At 42.7% G+C, this 23,859-nt stretch carries 19 protein-coding genes; 1 reads left to right on the top strand and 18 read right to left on the bottom strand.

The genetic code is table 11. The annotated features are described in order from the left end of the window. The first annotated feature begins 71 nt into the window (after positions 1-71). Positions 72-665 carry a hypothetical protein gene (locus tag ACTNDQ_RS08220; protein ID WP_441064373.1) on the top strand — a complete coding sequence of 198 codons (594 nt, stop codon included), beginning with the start codon at positions 72-74 and terminating at the stop codon, positions 663-665. A 209-nt stretch (positions 666-874) separates the two neighbouring features. On the opposite strand, the gene ACTNDQ_RS08215 is transcribed toward ACTNDQ_RS08220, so the two are convergent. The 18 genes from ACTNDQ_RS08215 to rsmA form a co-directional block, all read right to left on the bottom strand. After that, positions 875-1,612, bottom strand: a complete 738-nt coding sequence (locus tag ACTNDQ_RS08215) for an Rpn family recombination-promoting nuclease/putative transposase (RefSeq protein WP_441064390.1) — start codon at positions 1,610-1,612, stop codon at positions 875-877. Between the two features lie 36 nt (positions 1,613-1,648). Then, positions 1,649-1,897 (bottom strand): hypothetical protein, encoded by a 249-nt coding sequence (locus tag ACTNDQ_RS08210; protein WP_441064372.1) that lies wholly within the window; start codon positions 1,895-1,897, stop codon positions 1,649-1,651. A gap of 433 nt (positions 1,898-2,330) precedes the next feature. Then, on the bottom strand, positions 2,331-3,155 hold the full coding sequence (locus tag ACTNDQ_RS08205; protein ID WP_441064371.1) for a class C sortase: 825 nt from the start codon (positions 3,153-3,155) through the stop codon (positions 2,331-2,333). 273 nt (positions 3,156-3,428) lie between these two features. Continuing rightward, complete coding sequence (locus ACTNDQ_RS08200) at positions 3,429-4,019, bottom strand: SpaA isopeptide-forming pilin-related protein (protein ID WP_441064370.1); 591 nt, start codon at positions 4,017-4,019, stop codon at positions 3,429-3,431. A gap of 256 nt (positions 4,020-4,275) precedes the next feature. Beyond that, entirely contained in the window at positions 4,276-5,649 is a 1,374-nt protein-coding gene (locus tag ACTNDQ_RS08195; RefSeq protein WP_441064369.1) for a SpaA isopeptide-forming pilin-related protein, read from the bottom strand. Positions 5,650-5,884: 235 nt separating this feature from the next. Next, the gene (locus tag ACTNDQ_RS08190) at positions 5,885-11,563 is read right to left on the bottom strand and encodes a VWA domain-containing protein (protein WP_441064368.1); all 5,679 of its coding nucleotides are present in this window, start codon (positions 11,561-11,563) and stop codon (positions 5,885-5,887) included. Between the two features lie 26 nt (positions 11,564-11,589). After that, entirely contained in the window at positions 11,590-12,174 is a 585-nt protein-coding gene (gene lepB, locus ACTNDQ_RS08185; protein WP_441064367.1) for a signal peptidase I, read from the bottom strand. Next, entirely contained in the window at positions 12,171-12,440 is a 270-nt protein-coding gene (locus tag ACTNDQ_RS08180) for a DNA repair protein (protein WP_441064366.1), read from the bottom strand. The genes lepB and ACTNDQ_RS08180 overlap by 4 nt, the downstream gene beginning before the upstream one ends. Further along, on the bottom strand, positions 12,433-13,875 hold the full coding sequence (locus tag ACTNDQ_RS08175) for a hypothetical protein (RefSeq protein WP_441064365.1): 1,443 nt from the start codon (positions 13,873-13,875) through the stop codon (positions 12,433-12,435). Before ACTNDQ_RS08175 ends, ACTNDQ_RS08180 begins: the two co-directional genes overlap by 8 nt. A 61-nt stretch (positions 13,876-13,936) precedes the next feature. Next, positions 13,937-14,287, bottom strand: a complete 351-nt coding sequence (locus tag ACTNDQ_RS08170; protein ID WP_441064364.1) for a hypothetical protein — start codon at positions 14,285-14,287, stop codon at positions 13,937-13,939. 308 nt (positions 14,288-14,595) lie between these two features. Continuing rightward, entirely contained in the window at positions 14,596-15,597 is a 1,002-nt protein-coding gene (locus ACTNDQ_RS08165; RefSeq protein WP_441064363.1) for a response regulator transcription factor, read from the bottom strand. 769 nt (positions 15,598-16,366) lie between these two features. Further along, positions 16,367-17,659: a UDP-N-acetylglucosamine 1-carboxyvinyltransferase gene (locus ACTNDQ_RS08160; protein ID WP_441064362.1), complete on the bottom strand. Its 1,293-nt coding sequence runs from the start codon at positions 17,657-17,659 to the stop codon at positions 16,367-16,369. A gap of 129 nt (positions 17,660-17,788) precedes the next feature. After that, entirely contained in the window at positions 17,789-18,295 is a 507-nt protein-coding gene (locus ACTNDQ_RS08155; RefSeq protein WP_148445726.1) for a shikimate kinase, read from the bottom strand. Between the two features lie 67 nt (positions 18,296-18,362). After that, positions 18,363-18,944 carry a flavin reductase family protein gene (locus ACTNDQ_RS08150; RefSeq protein WP_215707832.1) on the bottom strand — a complete coding sequence of 194 codons (582 nt, stop codon included), beginning with the start codon at positions 18,942-18,944 and terminating at the stop codon, positions 18,363-18,365. Positions 18,945-18,957: 13 nt separating this feature from the next. Then, the gene (locus ACTNDQ_RS08145) at positions 18,958-20,628 is read right to left on the bottom strand and encodes a putative manganese-dependent inorganic diphosphatase (RefSeq protein WP_441064361.1); all 1,671 of its coding nucleotides are present in this window, start codon (positions 20,626-20,628) and stop codon (positions 18,958-18,960) included. 35 nt (positions 20,629-20,663) lie between these two features. Then, on the bottom strand, positions 20,664-21,569 hold the full coding sequence (locus tag ACTNDQ_RS08140) for a 30S ribosomal protein S1 (RefSeq protein WP_021975982.1): 906 nt from the start codon (positions 21,567-21,569) through the stop codon (positions 20,664-20,666). A 534-nt stretch (positions 21,570-22,103) separates the two neighbouring features. Then, positions 22,104-22,571 carry a DUF1002 domain-containing protein gene (locus ACTNDQ_RS08135; protein ID WP_441064360.1) on the bottom strand — a complete coding sequence of 156 codons (468 nt, stop codon included), beginning with the start codon at positions 22,569-22,571 and terminating at the stop codon, positions 22,104-22,106. Positions 22,572-22,972: 401 nt separating this feature from the next. Beyond that, complete coding sequence (gene rsmA / locus ACTNDQ_RS08130) at positions 22,973-23,854, bottom strand: 16S rRNA (adenine(1518)-N(6)/adenine(1519)-N(6))-dimethyltransferase RsmA (RefSeq protein WP_148445722.1); 882 nt, start codon at positions 23,852-23,854, stop codon at positions 22,973-22,975. Positions 23,855-23,859 lie beyond the last annotated feature (5 nt).

Here is a 23,859-nt window from a genome sequence, read left to right as displayed (position 1 = left end):
AGCGTATCATTTTAATTTTGTAAATATTGGTTAATAAATCCTCTGTGCAGCCTTTCATTTTCAGCATAATAATGATAGTTCATCTATTCCTTACACTTCTGCACCGTTCCCCAAGGGTGGTGAGGCGGAGCATAAACGGAGGAAATCCGCAAGGAACCCCTGCCGATATTTTCCACGTTGTGCCAGATCCCTGCAGGTACAAAAGCCATATCACCCGTTCTGAGATTTCTGCAAAAATCAAAACGATCCCTACACTCCCCCATCCGGACAATGGCACAGCCTTCCTCAATCCGAATTATCTGGTCTGTATCCGGATGATTTTCCAGCCCAATCTCGCCACAAGGCGGGATACACATCAACGTCATCTGCAGATGGCATCCTGTCCAAACAGCCATCCTGAAATTTTGATTTTGCTGCGCTGCATCTTCTGCATGAAAAACATAAGGTTCCTGCCCAAAATCTGTGTTCCTCCCATGATCATAATACATAAAAAAGCCCCCTTACCTTCATCTGTAACATCATATGCACAAACGAAGAAAGAGGCCCTTATAAATTTGAAATATTATCCACAAATCAGTAAATGGAATATTGCAAAGCTTTCTGACTCATCCGTTTTGGAACAACATTCCCCAGCTTTTATCATAAAAGAAAAACACGGTGTGTAAAGAATGGTGAAAATTACATGTCAACTGGAAGTAAGAATAATTCTCCATGTCGAATTTTCCGAAAGTTACATGTCAGATAAAAGTAGCAGTCATTTCACATACATAATTTATCCAAGACTACATGTCGGATCGAAGTAACAGTCATTGTACATGTAATGTATGCCTTATTCTACGTGTCAGATAGAGGCAATAAAGATTTTCTTAGTAAATTACTTCCTCAATCTCGCCAACTCTTCTTTCAACCTCTTTAATTCCTGCTCTGCAGCTTCAGCCCGCTGCCGTTCCCTCTCTGCGTTTTGCCGTTCCCTCTCTGTATTTTTCCGTTCCATTTCCTGTCCTTGAATAATTCCTTGGCTGATTCCTTGGCTGATTCCTTGGCTAATCCCTTGCTTTACCAGCATCTCTTCCCGCTCAAATATCTTCATATATTCCAATGACACCTCCCCGTCTTCTTTGACTTTGCGTACCATTTTGTCTATACTTTGGAGCACATCATTCTTAGCATTCTCCGCACTGGTATGCTCCATGTAGTGGAGCAGCTGCTTAAGGGCTTCCGGTGGGTTCCCCTTTGTCCCTTTCGTATAAAGGTACAAGGTGCGTGCCCCGTCATCATAGGGCATTTCCGGTATTTCCAGACATGTGTTTTGTATTGTATATACCATGTGGTCCAAGCCGAATGGGTCGTAAGGGGTGATCATAATTACAATGACATTCTTCAAAGAATGGTAGCTCTCCCCTGCCTTCAAGCTGCTGGCGTCTATCTTTGCACGGTAAAACCTTGTGCGCTTGGGCAAAGCCGCGATGCTTTGCTTATCTGAGTTGTTGTCCGGCTCCATATCGTATACGGTCGCGCGCCCCGGCCCGTCACCAGAAGATTCTTCCAGATATACGTCCAGCCGCGCCCCGTGCTTATCCGTATCGCTTCCATAATAGGCCTTTTGGGGCACTACGGTCAACGGGCCAAACTCCTTCTGGAAAATAATCTACAAAAGCTCCCTGACAAAGGCTTCCCCAATCCCCGGGTACGTCACCATGGTACCAAATAAAAAGTCATCCAGTAAGTTCAAGTTTTCAAGTTTTCTTCTTTGCATATTTTCTTCTCCTTTCGCGCTGCTGCGGAAAGGGGGAATCAAATATGTACCACGGAACACTTTCCCCGGCTTGACTTTGATCCTGTCTTTGATCCTGTTTGCGATCCTACTTGCGATCCTATTTGCGATCCTTTCCGCCATATTCACTTGTTTCCATATGGGGGAATGAACCGCCGACTGGCTTGAAATGCTCCCAGATATGTAATATTATTTTAACAATTGGAGTCTTTTATGTCAACTTAAAAACTAAAACTTAAAAAACTGTTAAAACCAAAACCAAATGCAATTTCCTTTTCACAGTCAATTCTATATACTGTAATAATCAACCGCGGGATCTTAATCGAAATTTCATCTGAAATTGCATGACTTACCTCCTACAGTCCAGTCAAAAAAGTTCAGTACTCAACTTTTTTGACTCATAGTGACAAGTCTATTATCCCAGATTTAATTATTTTGGAAATCTACTCGCTATTTTGCGATTACTGTATTCCTCTCATAACCATAATGCATAAAAAAGCCCCTTACCTTCATCTGTAACATCATATGTACAAATAAAGGAAAGGGAACTCATAAACTATCGTTTTTTCTTTCCAATAAATACCCAAATTAACATTAACAGCAAAATCGGCATTGCAACAAATGGTGCCACTTGAACCGGATCCACCTGTGTAGCATCCGCGCTGACACGAATTTCTTCAGCCTCTTCCTCGTTCTCAATCCGATGACCGCGTACTAACAATCGATGGGTGTTGATTCCATACGGTGTACATGTTACCAGTGTGCAAAGATCCTTGCCCTCTTCAATCTGGAGGTCTGAAAGATCTGTCGGTTCCACAATCCGAATCTGATCAACCTCGTAAGTCAACGTGGCATCCAGCGTATGGATAAGAAAAATATCACCCTCCACCAGCTTATCCAAATCTGTAAAAATTCTGGCTGATGGAAGACCTCTATGACCTGATACTACACAATGGCTGCCTTCGCCGCCAACAGGAAGAGAAGAACCCTCAATATGCCCGATTGCTATTTGAAGCACGGACTCATCTGTACCATGGTAAATGGGAAGTGAACAATCAATCACCGGAATATCAATATAAGCCATGATACCGGAATCGTCTACCTTCAGGTACTCATTATATTCTTCTTTTTCCTCATCCGTCAGTGTCCATTGAATACCGTTTTCAGCAAGCTTCTCATTATAAGCAACTGCATTATTCCACAGCTTTTCATACTGTTCATCATCAATGTTCGTTACGTTCTCAACGTAACTTACCACTGCTTTACTTTGATGGAACGAATTCCAATAATCACTGACTGTGGGATATAAGAGCAGTCCTACACCCGCCAACAGGATTGTGACCAGAAGGATCGTCATCAAATTCTTTTTTAACCAGCCCATAAAATCATGCCCCTGTCAAATAAACTCCTGCTCTGTGCGAACATCTCTATCCGTTAACTTCAAAAACCGGTTAATGGATACAAATCATCGTACCGTTTCAGGATATAAGAAAATCCATCGGGAGGGCGGCATATTTGCCGCTCCTCCTCCGGATCTTTCTTTCATCATTTGCATGATCTGTTTTCCTATATAAAATTACATCCTATTTTTACTGATCAAGCAAACTCTGTTTTTGTTTCAAAAATTCAATTATTGATCTAACCTAAAATCCTATTATTTAGAAGACATTCTTCTGCGAGTAACAAGAAGGATACCAGCGCCGATTACACGGATAGCACCGATTACGTAGAAGATTGTAGTACCGATACCACCGGTAGACGGAAGTTCTGCACCTCTCTGGTTTACAACTTCTACTCCACCAGATACATATTTATTATTTTCAACAGTAGCAGGGCGATCTGCACTCTCCATTTGTACCGCAACACGGCTTGTTAGAATATTATATCCTGCCGGAGCTTTTATCTCTTCAAGATAATATGTTTTTGTACCATCAAGTCCCTGAATCCTTGCTGTTCCAGCTTCAATAGCTACCCCCGTCTCTCCTGTTACAGCAACACGATAAACGCCATCACTAACCTTTACAACGGAAATTTCGTTTCCTTCAGTTGCTGCATCGTAAAGTTTGAATTCTGCTCCTTCAAGTACCTCATCTTTATCATTATCTTTTACAAGATCAAAATAATATGTTTCAGTACGTGTTGAACCACCATCTAATTCTTTGCTATTATACTTCACTTTTGCTGCATTGGAGGCACTATCTGTTGCTTCTTTTGTAACCGTTGCAGAGTAAGTTGTCGGAACCAAGTCCGGATCGGGTGTATCACCCGGTTCTTTTTCGTTCCGGTGATGCTAAGGCATCATGTAAGTAGTTGTAACCCCCGGGAGCCCGGCCTGTCGGTCAGGCTCCCTTTTTGATGGGTTAATGTTTTGTTTTGGTGAGGTGCCCTACCGGAAAAGTGGCAGGTGGCCTCAATAGTATTGCTTAGTTCCCCTATCATTCTTCACTCTGATTTCAAAGCTCAAATGCCGAGGTGCCATGTGCGTTGATCAGGTGTTCCAATTACTTGTTAGCATTCATGCGACGGCGGGTTACCAGAACAACGCCAGCGCCGACTACAAGGATTGCACCGATGATGTAGAAGATTGTGGTACCGATGCCACCAGTGGAAGGAAGGGTGGAACCAGCCATATCGATTACATCAGCAGTCTTCTCAAGAGTCAGGGATTCGCCAGTCACATCACTCAGAGCAACTGTAATAGTCTGATCATCTGCTTTGTTATAGCCTGCAGGAACAGTACTCTCAACTAATGTATAGGTGCCAACTCCAAGACCAGTAAATACTGCAACATTCTTATCATTACCAGTGTTAGCCATCACTTCTGTTGCCTCTGCTTCAGCGCCCCAAGAAATTGATCCATCTGCAGCTTTAATGTAATACTGACCTTCCGCATTCTTCAGTTTAAATCCTGCGCCTTCAAGTGCAGTATCATCTGTTGTTGCTTCAGTATTCTTACCATCATACTTTGTTACAGTCAGTTTTGCGTTGAATACATCTACTTCAGAGGTATTCTGATTTCCATCACCTGTTTTTACTGAAGCTGTGTTGTTTGCAGCATCAACAGTCAGAGCTTCATCAGTAACCTTGCCTGTATATGTAAGGACAATTGTGCTTTCTCCTGTAGTGTTGCGAGCATTAATATAAGCATCAGTAAATTTTACAGTAAATCCATTTGTTGTTGATTCAACAGTTGCTACAGTGTTTGTAACAGCAGCACCATCAATCTGAAGAGAAGAAGCATTAAATGTCATACCAGTCATGGTATCTGTGAAAACTACATCATGCGCACCTTTACCAACAGTAATGGTTGCTGTGAAGGGAAGATCTGTACCAACAGATGCAATTGCCTTCTTGGATTCTTGATCAAAATTGGAACCCGCAACCTTATCAACAACAGTGATTGTGTTCTTATCGTTGATGGATACTGTATCAGTAGATGTATTGATCATTACAGCAGAACCAGTTGTTGTAGTTACATAGTAATAACCTTCACCAAGATTATTTAAGGATGCAGCTGTCGTATCTGTTGTTGTAATAGTTCCTACAATGTCATCACCAGTAACAAAGCCCTTAATAGCTTCAATCTGCGCAGACGTAAGTTCTTCTCCAGCATTTGCTAATGTTACATAACCATTTGCTTCAGAGAATCCTGCTGCTTTCATTGCATTATTCAGTGTATCTGAACCTACAAGTTTGTATGCTACAGCACTTCCATTTCTAGTAACATCGAATACTTTATAAACTGTGTAAGTATTTGTACCTTTTGCATTTTCAGGAGGTGTAACAGTGATGCTAGCTGCGAATACACTTGTGCTCATTCCAAGTACCATAACCATGGCAATCAGCAGAGCGAAGATCTTTTTCATTTTCTTCATAATCGTTTCATCCTTTCTTTTTCGTCCCTTCAAGGACTTATATTTTTTTGTCAGCCCATGAAGGGCATTTGCCTAACTGTTTAAACCACAGCTGGTCTTCACGCTTACCCTGGTGAAGCAGGTATATCGACAGCCTCTTTTGTCTCTCGACTGAAACAATCGAGGCAGTCATATTCAGTTGTAATATCACGGTTTCAGATTTCGGCGTCAGTTTATTCGTCGAGATCAGAGGCTGCTATCTTAACCTCCTTTCTCTTCTACACCTCAATGCAAAAACATACAGCAAAACGATTGAAATAAACAGTAATCCACTTAATGTATAAAGTAAAGTGCCAGAACCACCAGTATTCGGAAGTGCAATACCTGTAGAATTAGTGATACTTACTGTATAAAGGCTACCATTATTACTTATATCATATTGTGTATTTGTTCCATTAAGGGTTGCTGTAATCTTATCACGAACATTAATCATTACGAGGTTTTCAAGCATATTGTAACCGTCTGGTGCTGACACTTCCTCAAGCCAATATGTTCCTGTTATTAAATCAATAGAAGAAGCATCTTCTTGATTACTATTTTTATAAGTCATATAGCCATCGGTATTAGAAGTTAATGTCATAAGTATCTTACTCTTATCAACATTGCCATTTTTATCAGAACCATAAAGATTGAATACAGCGCCTTTTAGAGGACTATTATCTGTACTACTGATCTTTTTGAATTTAACCGACAGTATTTCTGTGTCAACAGTAACCTCTGAACTACTTTTGTCAACAAAAGCGGTATTTTTAATGCTCTTTCCTATATCATCTGCCTGAACAATATACTGGAGAACAAATACAAACGTTTTTCCTACCCCAAGTCCTTTGACATTACCACCGTCACTTGTTTTATATGACGTTTGTATTATTGCTTTACGTATTCCATTGCTTTCCTCATAAGTAACTCCATCCTGAGGTATCAGTGTAAATGCACCTGAAAATGCTTCATCTCCACTGGTATACACAGCATTGTCAGTAATTTCAATGTTTTCATAAGGAGCTGTACCAATATTCTTTACAGTGAAAGTAAATTTGATTGTATCTCCCACATGAAAGCCTTTTTGACCTTTGGGATATTCACTGGCAGTCTTAATAACAGTTGCACCTTTTGTATCCGCAGTAACATCATTCGATGCAATACCATTTACATATGCTGTGTTCTTGACTTTCTTTCCTATATCTCCTTCAGCAACTGTATAGAAATAGTCAATGGTAAATGTTTCACCCGGCTTTAATTCCTTAATACTAAATGTTCCATCTTCATTCATCTTTATATTATCATTTGGAACCAATTGGATTGTACCCTTTCCAGCCTCTTCTTTACCTGTAACATCATTTGGTGTGATAATATTATCGATGATTCGTACATTCATCATTGATTCTGGTGCATTACTTGTTACATGAACCTGAAAATGAATTTTCTCACCAGCCTTATATCCATCTGACTTTTGATCAATAATCTCTTTGCTCACTGTATATGGAGCATATAACTTGAAGATTACAACGGGCGCTTCTGTATCATCAAATTGTACTGTTACAGATTTTGATTGCTCTTCCCCACTCCAAAGGACATAACCATCAGGGATCTTACCGTATATTGCTTTCCCTTCCATATCTACATAAGCTGGAACATTATCTTCTGTATCCGGATATACAGTAAACGTAAGGTTTGATGTCTCTAGGTTGATGCCAAAAGTTTCTGATTTCAATCGTGCATTATCAGGATTACTTTGCCAGTTCTGTCCGTATTCATCTAAGAAATTTCCTTCCGCATCAACTCGGTAATACTCAATCTTTACTGTATTGGTATTGCGGCCTAAAACTGGAGTGCCAATTTTGTCACCTGTATTGTCCAGTTTTGCTTTTTCACCCTGATAATTGATATAATCTAACCAAATATCACTGTTGGTCTTTTGTAAGGATTGATTAACTTCATCATACTTTCCATCAGTCACCTTAATATAGAATTCATAGCTCTTTCGATTGCCAGGTGTAGTATTTTTCGTTACATTTCCAACACCAATCTTTACTGTCTGTCCGTCCTCGCTGACTGATACTCCTTCAGAATTTGTATAATTTGTATTGTTATCCTCATTATAAGAAGTTAATTCACTCTCTGTCATTGCATCGAAATATTCCGACATCGTGTCTGTAAAGATTGCATCAGTAGCAGCAGAAGCTATATTATTGGTTATGTCCGCTAATACACCTTTAATCTGTGAAGCATCTGTGAGAAGCAGTGCATGATCTGCATCTGTAGCAAGTGGTTTCAAGAAGTTATTATTAACATTTTTATCTATCTCCACACCAATGGTGTATATTGTCACGCCATCTGCTTTTATTTTTTTTGCTTCATCAGTTCCATTGTTTCCTCCCGTCGGTACTCCGTCGGAAATAAAGATGATATAACGAGGACGGGTAGGCCATCGTGAAATATCTGATTCATTTTCTTTAGCTTGATCTAAAATCTTCTTCGCACTATTTAAGCCAATTTTATAATTAGTATTACCACCACCACAAAGCATTCCTTTAACGGCTGTAAAAAGATAATCCTTACCCGATGATGTCTGTAATGGAACTGTTGGACCTTGAAATCCATAGAACGATGTGACTGCTACACGATTATTATCTTTCGGATCATTCAATAATGTTTCGATTGTCTTCATCGAGGCTTCTTTTGCGTAAGCTTCTTTTTCAGTAAATGCCTGTGCATAACGATTACTCATACTACCAGAAACATCTATTACTAAGACTACGTCCGCGCCTTTTCGAATGGGAACACCACCAACATCAACCGTAATTTTTCCAATACCTCCATCCTGGTCAATCCACTCAGCCTTTTTACTTGCCACAACTGCACCGGCCGGATTACCATCTTCATCTGGGGCATACTCCAATACACCTTCGTTATTCACTGTTGGATACTCAGGGATCGAGTAATTTACTTTATCATTAATACTGTTTACACTATATACAGCAGGGACCAACGGTTTATATTTACAATCACCATTATCATTGGCATAAATTTCTATTATCGAGTTTTCATCCAGTTTTTGAAAGGTTTCGCTATCGGTAATATTACTTTCCCAATTTGAGCTAGGTGTTTTAGCTCGCCATTTAATGAATTTGATATAAGTATTATCCGTTTCGGTTGCAACAGCCAATGTTGGTGTATTAGGAAAATTATTCTTATCGGCAATTTTATAAGAATAATTTGCCCTCAATCCCGTAGTCTGACCAATCATATATTTTACATAGAACTCGCCTGTTCCGCTGTGATTTGCATTATCAGACCACTTACCATAAAAATCTGCTCTGGTCGCTTTTGACATGTCCGTTAAATTTGGATCAAATTTAACCAACTTACAACGCGGGATTACACATAGAACAGCCAATTGTGAATCTTTCCAATCAGCAGATGACGGACTAGTCACATATTGAAGCGTTCCATTGCTTAACTGATATGCATTAACGACAGTGGAATCCTGGTACTTCTTCGTGTAATATTGCATTGTAGCATTATTCATCCGAAACTTTGACGAATCACGAGCGGCCTCACGAAGTCCTACAACCCAGTAATCATCACTGATATTCGCATTAATTTTATCAATAGTAACACGATTATCAAAGTCTCCCATATTGATATCGACCATCTCTGGAATAATTGTCTCACCTTCGATGTCGGTATACATTGTATCATCCAGCAGATTAAAAATCCGGAATGTGACAGTATCATTCACTGCAACTGCAAAGTCTGAGAACAAATCTGTCTTGAAGATAACTGCTTTATTACCACTGACCTTCGTACTAAACTTCGTCGAATCTGAAAAGCTATAAATAGTTACCGGCTCCTCATCATAGAATTTATCAGATTCTATTGTAATAACAACATTACTTTCCTCTTTAGGCTGAAACAAATTATTATCTACATACAAGCCAATATTAAGTACAGGCAATTTAAAGCGGCTTTTCTCTCCTAAGGCACTCTGCACTGAAGAAAGATAAGTATCTATATCAGTAACCACGCTTACCCTAAGTTCTGCATTTTCCGGAATCCCTGTTGCTGTCTCATCGTAAGAAACTTTTACAGAATATCCATCCCCTTTATAACTTTTTTCAGTTTGTGTGCTGATTGTCTCTGTCCCCACAATTCCATACACGGAAAAGCTCTCTGCATCAAACGTCACCTCGTCCATTGCTCCATTTTTCTCATTTGTCTGGACGTTCAGCACTTCTGCTTCATCACCAAAGTGAACAGATTTTACTTCTCCAGCTTCTGGTACTTCCACTGCATCAGCGTAAGTAATCTTCACTGCTACCGGTGCTGACGGTTCAATTTCTTCTCCTTCATATACAAAGGATATATCAAAGAACCTTGCGAAGGAAATGGAAGTAGTATCGCCTTCCTGTACAGCAGCCATAGCCTGCTGGTAGTAGCTTTCATATTCTGCTGTTCCCTGTGCGATCTCACGTACCTGAAGTTCTGCACCTTCTGGGATTCCGGCTTCTGCCGTGTAAGTTACTTCTACAGTATAGTCGCTTCCCTCTGTTGTGAGGATATGTGGTGTTGCCGGATCTTCTTCTGTCATTTCTTCCGTATCCGGTTCCTCTGTGGATTCTTCCGTAACTGCTTCTGTAACTTCTTCCATTACGGCTTCTGTAGCCTCTTCTGTTGCGGCTTCTGTAACTTCTTCCGTTACGGCTTCTGTAGCCTCTTCCGTTGCGGCTTCTGTAACTTCTTCCGTTACGGCTTCTGTAGCTGCTTCTGTCTCGGTTTCTTCTGCCTCTGCTTCCAGCATCATCACTTCAGAAGTTTCTGTCTCCGTAACTGCAGTTTCTGCTACAGGTACGGCAATCTCAGCTGTTGCATATACGGTAAGCTTCTTTGCCTTAAATGTAATCTGATTCCAGCTTCCGTTTGCTTTATTTGTGTTTGTCGCCAGCACATCTGCATCGTCTCCGAGGCGGACTGCTCTTACTTCGCTGCCTTCCGGTGACTGGATCGGCTTTGTAAAGGTAATCTTTACATTTATAGCAGCTTCCGGCTGTATTTCTTTTCCATCCGCAGAAATTGAAAGATCAAAGAACCTTACTGTTTCAATCTTCTTTGCTGTCTTCATCAATACAACAGACGCGGCTTTCTCATATGTACTGTTATAATCCCTATCATTCTTTTTGATCTCGCGGATACTCAGCACAGCATTTTTCGGAATTTTCGCATCTGCCGGGCAATCTACCTGAATCGTGTATTCCCCATTCTTTACCGTGAGTGTACGAGCTTCCGGCTTTTCAGCTTCTGTCGCTTTTTCTGTTTCCGCCTTTTCCGTAGCCGTTTCTGTTTTTGCAGCCTCCGTAACAGTCTTTGTCTGCGCTTGTGTTGCTGCTTCTGTTTCCTTCGGATAGCATGCTTCTGTATGTGTGTGCTCCTGCTTACCGCAGATCAAAGCATCTTCATAACATGCATCTGTATGTGTATGGCCCTCTACACCTTCTGTACGGATAATCTGATAACAACTGTCATCATGGTTGTGTGCTTCCGCGGTACATACCAACTGGCCTTCTGCATCGTAACATCCTTCGCCGTGTTCGTGAACAGCTTTCGGACAATTCAATACTTTTTCTTCTGTAGCCGGTACTGCACTTTGCTCTGTCTTTCCGCAAACCAGACGGTGCTCATAGCATTCCTTTGTATGTGTATGTTCTTCCTGCCCGCAAATGGCAATACGCTCCATCGTGATCGCCGGGTGGATCAGCAGACAACTGGTTACCATTGCTACCACCAGAGATAAGGAAATCATCGTTCTCTGCCAACGCTTTCTTTTGCGCTTTGCCTGCAGAAGACTTGTCGTTTTCTTAAGAAACGCTTTTCCCATTTGGATTACCTCCTTTTCCTAAACTTCTACTTAACCGGGCCGAAGTCTTGATACGGCCAAACCCGGAACAATAACTTTCCTACGATCTGTTCATCTGAGACACATCCCACGCTGGTGCTTCGGCTGTCTACCGAAACGCTTCGATGGTCTCCCATAACAAACACCCTTCCTTCCGGAACTTGATAAGGGAGTGTGATGTTGCATTCTCCTAATGCGTGTTCTTTCACATAAGGCTCATCCAGCTTTTCTCCATTGACGTATACATAACCATCTTCATCAATGTCTACCCATTCTCCTGCTCTTGCTATCACTCTTTTTACCAGAATCTTATTATTATAGTAGAAAGCAATACAGTCACCTACGTCATAACTGGAGTTTTTCAAGCAAACTACGATGTCGCCGTCAGTCAAACTCGGTGTCATGGACGAACCATGGATACGAAGTACCGGAAATACCAAAACCGAAGTTAGAATCGCTATTGCAGCCACAATGATCAATGTGTACACTGTACTGCAGAGCACGCTCCTGTATCTCTTTTTATATTTTATCCGCTGCAGCTCCGCTTCCAGATCTTCTAGCGGAGGGATTGGTGGTGTCTGTCTCTTTTTCATTGTTCTTCCCTTTCAGCCGGTACCCCGAGATTCTCGAGATATTGGTTTGCTGCCGCTTGTGCTGCTTCAAATATTCCATTGATCTTTAATGCCGCCTCTGCAATGGATCCTGATGTCTCAATTTGAATCTTCCGATTCTCCAACTTTGCCTTCGTTTCTGCTAATTCTTTTTCCAGCTGATCAACACGCTTTTCTTCTTCAATTAACATCTCAAGCAAATCTTGGCGGCTTAGCTTTTTCAGCATCGCCTTTTCTTTTTTATCCATGTTTCTTCCGTCCCTTCAGGTATCTGGCACTGATCAGAACCACAAGTACTGCGAGTGCAGCTGCAAAGAGTACGAGGTAACGTGCAATTGGTGTTTCATCACCTGTTCTGACGCTTGCCGTTGTAGCTTTCTCTGTCGAGTTCTCAGATTCCTCTGTCAAAGATGTTTTCTTCGTATTTGTAATGGTTACGGATACATCCAGATTTCCCTGACGGATATCTGCCTTTCCTTCACCACTTACCGTGTAACCAAAACTATCTTTGTTAAGAAGCTTTCCATTCTTATCTGTTTCATATACATAATAGGTAACGGGATCTTCGCCTGTTGCTCCACCAAGTGGAACATCCACTGTTACTTTTCCGTTTTGTACAAGTTCTACTATCTGGTATAAATCTTTTCCTGCTTTGTCACGGAAGATTCCTGCGTAGAAGGTATCTGAAACAGTTACCTGATTTCCACTGTGTACTACCTTCTTTTCTACCGTCACAGTTCCGTTGTAGTAGTAACCGCTGGGAAGGTCATAATATAAATTGTAGAAACCTGTTTTCCCTGCCGGCGTTTCCGCTTTCCCATCCAACGTGATCTCTTGGCTGCTGCCATCCTCTAACTGACAAACCCACGTATACGGATCACCATCTTGTACTTCATCTACTTTATATGCATTACCTTTGCTATCTGTTTCAAATATGTAATATGTTCCTTGTGGAAGTTTATCAAATACTGCTGTTCCTGTGCTGACTCCTTGCATCCGGATCTCTTTTAAATAATCTGTTCCATATGGAATCTTTCCCTGTTTATCTTGGAAAATTCCCACATAGTAAACGGCGTCTGCCGGAATCAGGTCGATCACTTCAAGAAGTTGAGGATCCATATATCCAGTTCTTTTTGTAACTTCGATTCGTCCATTTTCTTCTTTTTCTAGAGCTTTTGCTTTCGGATGTACGGTCAAGTCACTGTAACGGCCTCCATCCTGCACATAAGGAATAGCTGCCAAGAACGGTGATACTGTTCCATATTCGCTTTCCCCATTTTGCTCTACGAGATACATTCCCCATCTTAATCCTGACAATGTCATGGTACCGGATGAATCTGTCTGTCCTGAAGCAGAATCAAGTGTTTGAAAATTTCCTGCCTGTACTAATTTCAACGCTGCTGCATCCCATTCATCGGCATATGTCAAGTTGTCAAATGATACTCCCGTGCTTTCCAAGCTTTCTTCCAACACCCATTTTCCTTCACCGCTCCATTTGCCTACTCGGTATGCGGTAAATTTTACATTATCCATAGGTGTTCCAAGATCATCTAATCGAACAGTGATGCTCCCCTGCTCTGCTTCTGCCCCCAAGACATCTTTTTGTATCGTCCAGGGAAGCACCAGAGTCATCAGCATCAGGAAAACCCATGTCATAGTCCGTAAATATTTAATACGTTTCATTGACTCTCTACCCTTCCTTTCCCAATTCTTTTCAGTTCTCTATATCTTCTTTCTATCGATCCTACTGGTTTACTGCTGCCTGTTGTTTTTTTACTTCCTTTGTCAATAATCTCAAAAGTTCAAGTTCGCTCTCGAACTGGTCGATCATCCTGCCATCCGGCTGGCACACGATGCCTTGCCATCCTGCTTTTCTTCTGGACTGTACGATGACGTCCACCGTGCAGCAAGCTCCTTGTTTTTCCAAAATCGCTTCATCTGATATAACTGACTTTGGAGCCTGATACCGGCTGGTTATCTCTGCTTTTTTCTGAAAGCTTCTTGCTTCCATGAACCGCTGTGGATATCCACACCGGTCGAAGAGCCTATCTGCTTTCAGCAGCATCTGGTTGCTGCTCTCGAATCTGATCTCCATTTCCATCATCTTACTGTAAAATCTTCCTGCCAGCGTCTCTCCCTCTCGGTCGATACAGACGCGGATTCCGTTGATCGGATATATTTTATCTTTCTTCCATTAAAGAGTCAATACCGATGTCATTATTAACATCTCTTTTGACATTTTCAGAATATGTATAAGATTGTTTGTTAAACCTCCTTCTGTTTCTGTTTTCCTTTCATTTCAGTTAATATTCTTGTAATATCTGATTATTCATGTAATTTATTATACCTTACAGACACTTATTTGATAAGGCCCATTTGCCTTCGAAAAAGTGCCTCAGGCCCCTATTTCAGCATATATTTCTTCAGTTCATCCCGTTTCTTAACATTCAGCTTACAAAAGATATCCGTAAGATAATGTTTCACCGTATTCACCGAGATTCCAATATGCTCCGCGATCTCCTTATTCGTCCAGCCACCACTGGCCAGCATGGCAATGGAAAACTCCATCGTAGACAGCTCATTGGTCACCTTCCACTCCGTTTCCGGATTATGAATCGTCATCCATCCACGGCTGAAAGACAAAACTCCCTCCGTGATCCGCCTGTAGGCATCCGGATCACTCTTACGGATACAAGCCTCGATCAACCCCCGCAAAAGTCCATGATGCTCAATAAAAGGCTCCAGGAAATTATCCATCTTAGCCAGCTCCCAGGCCTGCTGCAATTCCACCTGCGCCTCCGCCTTATGCTTCCGGTTCATCATGCACATCGCCATCATACAACGCATATACGTCATACTGATAGGATAAACCTTAGAAGCCATAAGCAACGCCGCACGCCCCATCCCGTAAGCACTCCAGATCTCACCATTCAGATAAGACTGATGCGCCATCACATAAATAGCAAACAGCCGAAGCCCCTCCGGCAGCAACCCGCTAAACTCCCACAAAGAAGGAATCCTCTCCGTAGGCAAATGAAGCAAAACCGCCCCAACATACCCCGCAAACACACAGGAAGCCATCACCTCTTTAGGCGCCTTCTCCCTCAAAGCCCTGCGCAAACACTCCTGAATCTCCTCCAGCGCCCGCCTCGCAACCCGCGCATTTCCAAGACTAAGATTCGCATACCCATAAAGCATAAAAGCTGAAAGCCGAAGCTCAAGCCTCTCATCCGTCAGATAAGATTCCACACTCTCACTACACTCCCGGGCACCCCCTGTAAAATAAAAAAGCTCCGCCCGCGCAATACACCTGAAATCAACATCCTCGATCCTCTCAACCGCCTCCAACGCCTTTCCAGGCTCAAAAGCAGAATTTAAAAGCGGTAATACTGTGTGCTCACTCATACCTTATCATCTCCCGTGATCATGTCAGAAAAAAATTTCAGGCCCGGCTTCAGCGCACCCGGAATTCAAACAATCTTCATCTATATAGATAAATTATAATCCAAACTTCCCATAAAATAAATTCAAATATTTTCCAAAAAATTGCCAAAAAAAATGTTATTTCCCCAGCCAAATGGATAAACTGTGTGCTTCCGAAAACTTTTCGGAATTCCAGGCCGACAGCGCAGCGTTTCGGCTCACAGCCTTCCGTCAGACAAACACAAATTCAGCCTTTCCACCTCCAAGCATCCAGCGCAGCGCTGATGCTCACAACCTCCCGTCAGACAGGCACAAACTCAGCCATTCCAGCCATCCAGCGCAGCGCTGATGGCCCACCCCCTTCCGTCAGACCACCCTACAACACCCCCACACAACCACAACTACACACCCAGCTCCTTTTCTTTTCCGGCATGAACGCACAGGCGGGGGCGGCTGGATGTACGGGCAGGATGCGTCGGAGTAAGCCGCAAGTCATACTTAGCGCCTGGGCTGTCTGACGAGAAGGTGCTCTGCGGCCACCAGCCGCAGAGCAAGCCCCATCTGTCTGAGCCAGGTACGCATCAGCGTACATGGCGAGTTATGGGGCGCCCTTATCGGCAGGCAGACCAGACGCTTAGTATGACTCGGCGAAACGACCGCATCCCGCCCGTACATCCAGCCGCCCCCGCCGTCCGCGCCATCCGAAAAAAAAGAGCCCCCAGGCTACAACCCAGGAACTCTCTATAAAGTCTCACCCAACCCGAAGCCGAAACTTCTGAATCTCCTTCTCACTGGAAACCCTCTCGATCTCCGCTCCAAGACTCCTCAGCTTCTCTTCAAAGTTCTCATATCCACGCTGAATATAAACAATGTCATCGACAACCGTAACACCCTCAGCAGCCAGTCCTGCAATAACAAGCGCTGCACCTGCACGAAGATCCGGAGCACTGACACGTGCACCTGTAAGCTTCTTCACGCCATCAATAATTGCGGAGTTCCCCTCCACCTTGATGTTCGCTCCCATTCTGGAAAGCTCATCTGCATACTTGAAACGATTCTCAAAAATACTCTCAGTAACAATACTCGTACCCTCAGCCAAAGCCAAAGTAACCGCAATCTGCGGCTGCATATCCGTAGGATAACCAGGATAAGGCAACGTCTTCACATGAGTACGATGAAGTTTATGCGGTGCACGAACACGAACCGCATCATCAAATTCCTCAACCTCACATCCAATCTCCTCAAGTTTGGCTGTTGTAGCTTCCAGATGCTTCGGAATAACATTGTGTACGGTAACATCACCACCTGTGGCAGCTGCCGCAAACATAAAAGTACCCGCTTCGATCTGATCCGGAATAATGGAATACTCTGTGCGGTGAAGCTTCTCAACACCACGGATACGGATTACATCTGTACCGGCACCCTTAATATTGGCGCCCATACTGTTCAGGAAATTGGCCACATCAACAACATGAGGCTCTCTTGCAGCATTCTCAATAATAGTACGTCCAGCCGCCATAGAAGCAGCCATCATAATATTAATTGTTGCACCAACAGAAACCACATCAAGGAAAATGTGGCTGCCATGAAGATTCTCAGCCCTGGCAACAATTGCGCCATGGCGGATATCAACTTCTGCACCAAGAGCACGGAACCCTTTCAGATGCTGATCGATCGGTCTGCTGCCGATATTGCATCCACCTGGAAGCGGAACTTCCGCATGCTTGTACTTACCAAGTAACGCACCAAGAAGATAATAAGAAGCACGGATCTTCTTAATAAATTCGTAGTCAACACTGAGATTGCCGATGGTAGAACCATTGATCTTTACAGTAGATTTATCGACACGATCAACCTGAGCACCAATCTCTGCAATAGCCTCAAGCAGAACATTGATGTCCCTTACATCTGGCAGATTCTCGATTAATATAGTTTCATCAGTCATAATGGCTGCTGATAATATTGCAAGAGCAGCATTCTTCGCGCCTGCAATATCCACTTCTCCAACCAGAGGATTGCCGCCTTTAATCACATACTGTTCCATAACACACCTCTATTATTTTACTCCTCTATGAGCAAGAAACTTTCTCTGAATTTACGACGGAAACATACGTTCCGCAACACCGTTTTTTAGGTCAGTTGTATATTATAACACATATTTCGGATTTGTAAACTATTTCTCTCCCCGTTTCAGTGCATCCAGCACGATCTGAAGGCTTCCCTCCAGATCTTTATCTTCCTCGTCTACAACAATATCCGCATATTTCTCATACAATACAGTACGTTCCTCATAAAGACTCTCCAGTGTCTGGCCCTCTTTCAGAACAACTCCACGGTCTTTCAGATTGCCAAGACGTTTGGACAGCAGCTTCAGAGAAATCTTCAGATATACCACAACTCCTTCTGATTTCAGATGCTGCATTGCCTCATCACAATACACGACACTGCCACCTGTGGCAATGACCGTATTCTCAACCTGGATAGACGCATTCACACGATTCTCCACCGCCTTGAACCCGTCAATTCCATCCTGCTCAATAATCTCACTTAAAGTTCTCTTTTCTTCCTTCTGGATCAGCAGGTCTGAGTCAATAAACTGGTAACCAAGCACTTTCGCAAGTACAACACCGATGCTGCTTTTTCCCGCACCAGGCATCCCTATCAGTGTAATATTATTCATACTGTGTCCTTTCATTTTAACATAGCTGTAACAAAATCTCAACAATCGTTCCTGTGACGTATTATTCTCAGCGTTTCTTCTTACCGTTTTTCTTCTTCACGCTGTAGCCAAAAGTTCCCACCTTCCGGTCACCAGCCAGATATTCCCCGTGGGAATAAACCAGAAGTCCTGCATCATTGAGATGGAACTTGTTGTTTTTGTCCATATATGCTTCATCCGCATGGACCGCAAGTACATCTGCAAGAAACATATCATGCGATCCCAGTTCCTTCACCTCACGTACTCTGCACTCGATAGAAACCGGCGCTTCCCCGATCATCGGAGCAGAAACATACTGCGCTTTCTCTTTCGTAAGATTCAGTTTTTCGAATTTGTCAACATCCCGGCCGGAACGGACTCCGCAGAAATCCGTCGCAAAAGCCAGTTTTTCTGTTGTAAGGTTAATAACAAACTCTCCCGTTTTTTTCAGCATTCCATAGGAATAACGGGATGGTCGGACTGAAATATAAGCCATCGCCGGATTCGTACAGACCGTTCCTGTCCACGCAACGGTAATAATGTTGTCATTGCCCTCGCCGTCTGTGACACTGACCATCACTGCCGGCAGCGGATAGATCATATTTCCCGGTTTCCAAATCTGTTTTGCCATTGATCCGGCCTCCTTATGCGTAATCGCTGTTCATCAGCTGAGCAGCCTCCATCATAGCCGGAATCAGCTGTTTCTTTCTGGAAACCACACCCGGCAGGTAGAACGCATCCCCGTCCGGTTTCTTCTCAAAAGCGATCTCTGCCATCTGCTGGCTTCCCTCACCATAAAACAGAAGCTCTGTAGATTCCTCCAGAATATTCGTCAACATAAAGTAAACTCTCGTGATATCGTGACGTCCACACTCGCTGACCATAAACGGCATCAGCTTCTCCTTGATCTCTTTCAGCTCCTCGCTGTCCATGGAACTGATCTGGCCCACACCAAAGGAAACATTGCCCTCGCCGATAAACTTCTTGTAATCCTGGTAAAAAATCTCCTCCGGGGATTTATCTTTCAGATTACTTCCCGCTGAGAACATCTCTCTGGCAAAATCCTCTATCTTAATTCCCGCGATCAGGGCAAGGGCGCTGGCAGCGATCTTATCCGTCTGTGTACAGGTCGGTGAACGGAACATCAGCGTATCTGAAATAATGGCCGCACAGAGAAGTCCCGCAATTTTTTCCGGAATCTCCAGACGCTGCTCTCCGTAAATCTCATAAAGGATTGTACCCGTACATCCCACAGGCTCATTACGGAACGCTACCGGTGTCATGGTCTGCAATGTTCCAAGCTTATGATGGTCAATAATCTCAAGAATCTCCGCCTTCTCAATATTATCAACAGCCTGATCCACCTCATTGTGATCTACAAGAACAACTTTTTTCTTGTGCATGTCCAGGAAATTACGTCTGGAAATTGTTCCGATACATTTTCCATGAGGATTGATTACCGGGAATGCTCTGTGGCGGTTTTTGACCATAACATCCTGGATATCATCTGTGAAATCTTCGGTATTGAAAGTAACCATGTTATCCCGTTTCATAACATAGCTGACCGGAATACTCTGATTGATCAGACGGGCGATATTAAAGGTATCATACGGTGACCGAATAATTACGATATTTTTTTCATGGGCAAGCTTCACAACCTTCTCGGAAACCACGATGTTCAGCCCTACGATAATACAGCTTACATTCTGGCTGATGGCCTGAAGATGATCCTCCTCACGGTCTCCCATGATGATCATGTCGTTCTCTTCAATAAAGCCTTCCATCATCTTCGGGTTGGCTGTTCCAACGAGAACACGTCCCTTGACAAAATATCCGTGGCCATTACCTTCCACCACTTCTCCACCAACTGTCTCCGCAATCCTCTGGTACTGCGTCCGCGCATTGGAAAGCAGATAACTGTCTGTAGTATCCATATAAGTCTTGGCAATATCTCCGATGGTCACAAGACCTTCCAGGCATCCCTCCTTATCACGGATCGGAAGGGATACGATTCCGTTCTCCTGCATCAGATCCCAGGTATTTTTCAGTGACATGTTTTTGTCTGCCTGGGGACTGAGACGGATATCCATATCCTTGACCTGTGTTCCGATATTTCCCAGATAAGCCGGCGGCTGTACACCAAAACGGTTCAGCACATATCTGGTCTCCTCATTGATCTGACCAGCTCTCTTCGGAATATATCTCTTACTCTGTGTAGTCCTGTTTTTAATATCCGCATAAGCGATCGCCGAACAGATGGAATCCGTATCCGGATTCTTATGTCCGATTACAAATATTCTCTCCTGTTTCTTCATTCACATCCATCCTTTTTCATCCAAAAATATAACAATTAATCAAGTTTGATGTTCGCAAAAAGTGAACCAAGAGATGTGGTTGCCTCTTCTCCTGACTCCGGCAGTTCAAAAGTCTCTTCCTCAACTTCCTTCGCCATCAGATCCGATGCCTCTTTGATACTCAGGCTCAGCTTGCCATCCTTGATCGCAATTACTTTCACCTTAACCTTGTCTCCCACACTTATCGCCTCTGATGGCTTCTTAATTCTTTTTTCGCAGATCTGGGAAATATGAACCAGACCGGAAATTCCGTTTCCAAGATCAACAAACGCACCATAAGGCTGCAGGCTCTCAACCGTTCCCTCTGTCACGAAACCAACCTCAATATTGGAAATCTTGTTTCTGCGCTCCTTCTCTGCTTTCTCACGGAGAAGTTCCTTTGCAGAAAGTACCAGTCTCTTTTTCTCTTTATCTACATCAATTACCTGAACCTGAAGCGGCTTGTTCAGGTACTCTTCTGTATCCTCTACATAATTCAGCGCAAGTTTGGATGCCGGGATAAAACCTCGAACACCTTCCACATAAGCAATGGCTCCGCCGTTTACGATTCCCTTTACAACAACATCCAGTGCTTCCCCGGATTCCTGAAGCTCTTTCAGTTTATCCCATGCAAGTACATCTGCTGCCTCTGCTCTGGAAAGAAGAATATTTCCCTGTCCGTCATCTTTCCTAAGAACGGTTGCCTGGATCTCTTCTCCCGGCTGAACTGCCTCTTTAATATTAAATCCCGGCTCTCTGGAAAATTCCTCTGCCGGAATAAATCCCTCAGCATAATATTTAAGATCAAGAACAACTCCTGTCTCATCCACACTGACCACTGTCCCGGCGATGATATCACCTTCCTCAATTTTCTTAAAAGAAGCCTCCAGCTCCTGCTCAAAATCTTTCATAGACTCCGCCATTTCCTGACCTCCGTTCACGCTTCATCTTTTCATCATTTACTTCCGGCCTTTTTCTTATTCTTTCTGCCGGATTTTCATTTTAATCTTAATTATTATAGCATGGGCAAACCACCGACGCTATTATTTTTTTGAATGCAAAACAGCCTCTTTATACAAAAAAACTCCGCACATTGGCAGAGGCTACATTTTCTGATATTTTTCCCCATAAAACGAGGAGTGCCCCGGTAGTGGCTTACCGGGGCGATTATTATGAAAAAAATTGTATGTGTAATGATACAGATACACACCATTACAGCGTCTTTCGTAGTGTTCTTTCGAACTGTTATTATAGTATCAGATAAATATGAACAAATTATGAACAGCTTGTGAACTTTTAGCGTATTTGCACAATTTCTTTTCTGTTTTTCCTCTTTTTTTATAAAAACGCCACATTTGCTTTATTGACAAGCGTTCTAAATATTGTACATTTTGTACATTTCCAGTAAACTTAAGAATAATAATCCCAATAAAAGTGCCATTCTGAACACCTTCCTCCTACTGACGGGAAAGCATACCCTTAATAAACTCGATCGCTTTCTCAAAAATATTCTTTACATCAGACTTTGTAACACCCATATCTTTCAGGGTACTGTATGCATCGCTTACATAACCTTTAATCTGATCATCACTGATGTCGATTCCTTTGAATTTGCTGATAATGTTCATGAGAGAATTCTTATCATCCTCAGAAAGTGTCACACCATAATGATCCGCTGCCTCATCAATTCCCTGTGAAATCTCATCATCAGAAATCTGATTGGAATCAAAAAGCCCTTTTACATAAACGATAATATCTCCAACTTTATCCGGGTCAGACGCAAGAGATTCGATCTCGTTATCCTTAAGAATCTCCTCTGCCTGGCTCATAACAGAGCTGGAATCAGACGCCATGACCATCATTGGTGAAGTACATGAGATAACGCCTGCAACAACCAGTGCTGTGATCCTGTTCATTTTTTTCATAATATTCATCCTCCAGAAGGGCACTGCCCTCTATCCATAATCTGTAACTGTTTCCAGTTCCATAATTTTCAGTTCCTTTTTGACGCCACTCAGTATAACACAATACCCCACCCTTCTGTAAACTGGAATTTTCCTGTTTTTCGCTCTGTCAGGTCTGACTTTATGTATAAGTTCAAAAATATATTCACAATATTTTCATATTTTCAACAAACTTTCCTAACATCTCCTTTATAGAATAAATATTGTAAATTTTTCATTACTTACTTATGTCTGACACCTCAGACATAACCTCCTTTCTATGACAAGTTATATATGTCCGGATTGGATATCTCTCCAATTATCCCGTCCGGAAACGCAAAAAGAACCCGGAACAGCTGCCCGGGTTCTTTTTGCGTAATGTTTTATTTATTATTTTTTTCTTCGTAGATACAGTTGGCAAGCATGGCGAACTGCTCCAGTGTCAGCGCTTCGCCTCGAATATTCAGTGGAAGCCCACACTTCTCAAATATCTTCTCAATCTCTTCTTTTCCAAGGGAAAAATCTCCGGAGTTTTTGATTCCGTTTACAAGAGTCTTTCTTCTCTGGTTAAATGACGCACGGATCAGTCTGAACATGAGGCGTTCATCGTGAACCTCAACCGGCGGTTTCTCATAACGTGTCAGCTTGATCACCGCACTTCCGACCTTGGGCCGTGGCATGAAACAGTTTGGTGGTACATTTGCAACGATCTCCGGCTTCGCGTAATACTGAACAGCCAGAGAAAGCGCACCGTAATCCTTGGTTCCAGGTCCTACCTGCATACGGTCTGCAACCTCTTTCTGCACCATAACCGTGATAGAATCCACAGGAACATTCTTCTCAAAAAGTCCCATGATGATCGGTGTCGTAATATAATACGGCAGGTTTGCGACTACCTTTACAGGTTTTCCGCCATTTTTTTCATCGGCAATCTTTTTGATATCTGTTTTCAGGATATCGTTGTTGATCACCGTTACATTGTCCCATTCTTTCAGAGTATCCTTAAGAATCGGGATCAGAGAACTGTCGATCTCCACAGCAGCCACTTCTCTGGCCGCTTCCGCAAGATACTGTGTCATGGTTCCGATTCCGGGACCGATCTCCAGTATGAAATCATCCTTCGTTATTCCGGAAGAATCAATGATCTTTTCCAGAACATGTTCATCGATCAGAAAATTCTGACCAAACCTTTTCTGGAAAACAAAATGATACTTTTGAAGGACTTCAATGGTATATTTCGGGTTACCAAGATAAGGTCTGGCCATATTTT

Origin of the sequence: Blautia massiliensis (ex Liu et al. 2021), from assembly GCF_052064225.1 — a bacterium.
Taxonomy (GTDB): Bacteria; Bacillota; Clostridia; order Lachnospirales; family Lachnospiraceae; genus Blautia_A; species Blautia_A fusiformis.
Note: the sequence above shows the minus strand (reverse complement) of the source record. Positions and strands in the feature narration are given on the sequence as shown.

What these genes read in the sequence shown, in the direction of transcription:
- ACTNDQ_RS08145 (WP_441064361.1), bottom strand. Translation starts at nt 20,628, where the DNA reads ATGAAGAAACAGGAGAGAATATTTGTAATCGGACATAAGAATCCGGAT.
- ACTNDQ_RS08150 (WP_215707832.1), bottom strand. Translation starts at nt 18,944, where the DNA reads ATGGCAAAACAGATTTGGAAACCGGGAAATATGATCTATCCGCTGCCG.
- ACTNDQ_RS08210 (WP_441064372.1), bottom strand. Translation starts at nt 1,897, where the DNA reads ATGGCGGAAAGGATCGCAAATAGGATCGCAAGTAGGATCGCAAACAGG.
- ACTNDQ_RS08180 (WP_441064366.1), bottom strand. Translation starts at nt 12,440, where the DNA reads ATGGATAAAAAAGAAAAGGCGATGCTGAAAAAGCTAAGCCGCCAAGAT.
- ACTNDQ_RS08135 (WP_441064360.1), bottom strand. Translation starts at nt 22,571, where the DNA reads ATGAAAAAAATGAACAGGATCACAGCACTGGTTGTTGCAGGCGTTATC.
- ACTNDQ_RS08140 (WP_021975982.1), bottom strand. Translation starts at nt 21,569, where the DNA reads ATGGCGGAGTCTATGAAAGATTTTGAGCAGGAGCTGGAGGCTTCTTTT.
- ACTNDQ_RS08190 (WP_441064368.1), bottom strand. Translation starts at nt 11,563, where the DNA reads ATGGGAAAAGCGTTTCTTAAGAAAACGACAAGTCTTCTGCAGGCAAAG.
- ACTNDQ_RS08195 (WP_441064369.1), bottom strand. Translation starts at nt 5,649, where the DNA reads ATGAAGAAAATGAAAAAGATCTTCGCTCTGCTGATTGCCATGGTTATG.
- rsmA (WP_148445722.1), bottom strand. Translation starts at nt 23,854, where the DNA reads ATGGCCAGACCTTATCTTGGTAACCCGAAATATACCATTGAAGTCCTT.
- ACTNDQ_RS08170 (WP_441064364.1), bottom strand. Translation starts at nt 14,287, where the DNA reads ATGGAGATCAGATTCGAGAGCAGCAACCAGATGCTGCTGAAAGCAGAT.
- ACTNDQ_RS08205 (WP_441064371.1), bottom strand. Translation starts at nt 3,155, where the DNA reads ATGGGCTGGTTAAAAAAGAATTTGATGACGATCCTTCTGGTCACAATC.
- ACTNDQ_RS08165 (WP_441064363.1), bottom strand. Translation starts at nt 15,597, where the DNA reads ATGAGTGAGCACACAGTATTACCGCTTTTAAATTCTGCTTTTGAGCCT.
- lepB (WP_441064367.1), bottom strand. Translation starts at nt 12,174, where the DNA reads ATGAAAAAGAGACAGACACCACCAATCCCTCCGCTAGAAGATCTGGAA.
- ACTNDQ_RS08220 (WP_441064373.1), top strand. Translation starts at nt 72, where the DNA reads ATGATAGTTCATCTATTCCTTACACTTCTGCACCGTTCCCCAAGGGTG.
- ACTNDQ_RS08160 (WP_441064362.1), bottom strand. Translation starts at nt 17,659, where the DNA reads ATGGAACAGTATGTGATTAAAGGCGGCAATCCTCTGGTTGGAGAAGTG.
- ACTNDQ_RS08175 (WP_441064365.1), bottom strand. Translation starts at nt 13,875, where the DNA reads ATGAAACGTATTAAATATTTACGGACTATGACATGGGTTTTCCTGATG.
- ACTNDQ_RS08155 (WP_148445726.1), bottom strand. Translation starts at nt 18,295, where the DNA reads ATGAATAATATTACACTGATAGGGATGCCTGGTGCGGGAAAAAGCAGC.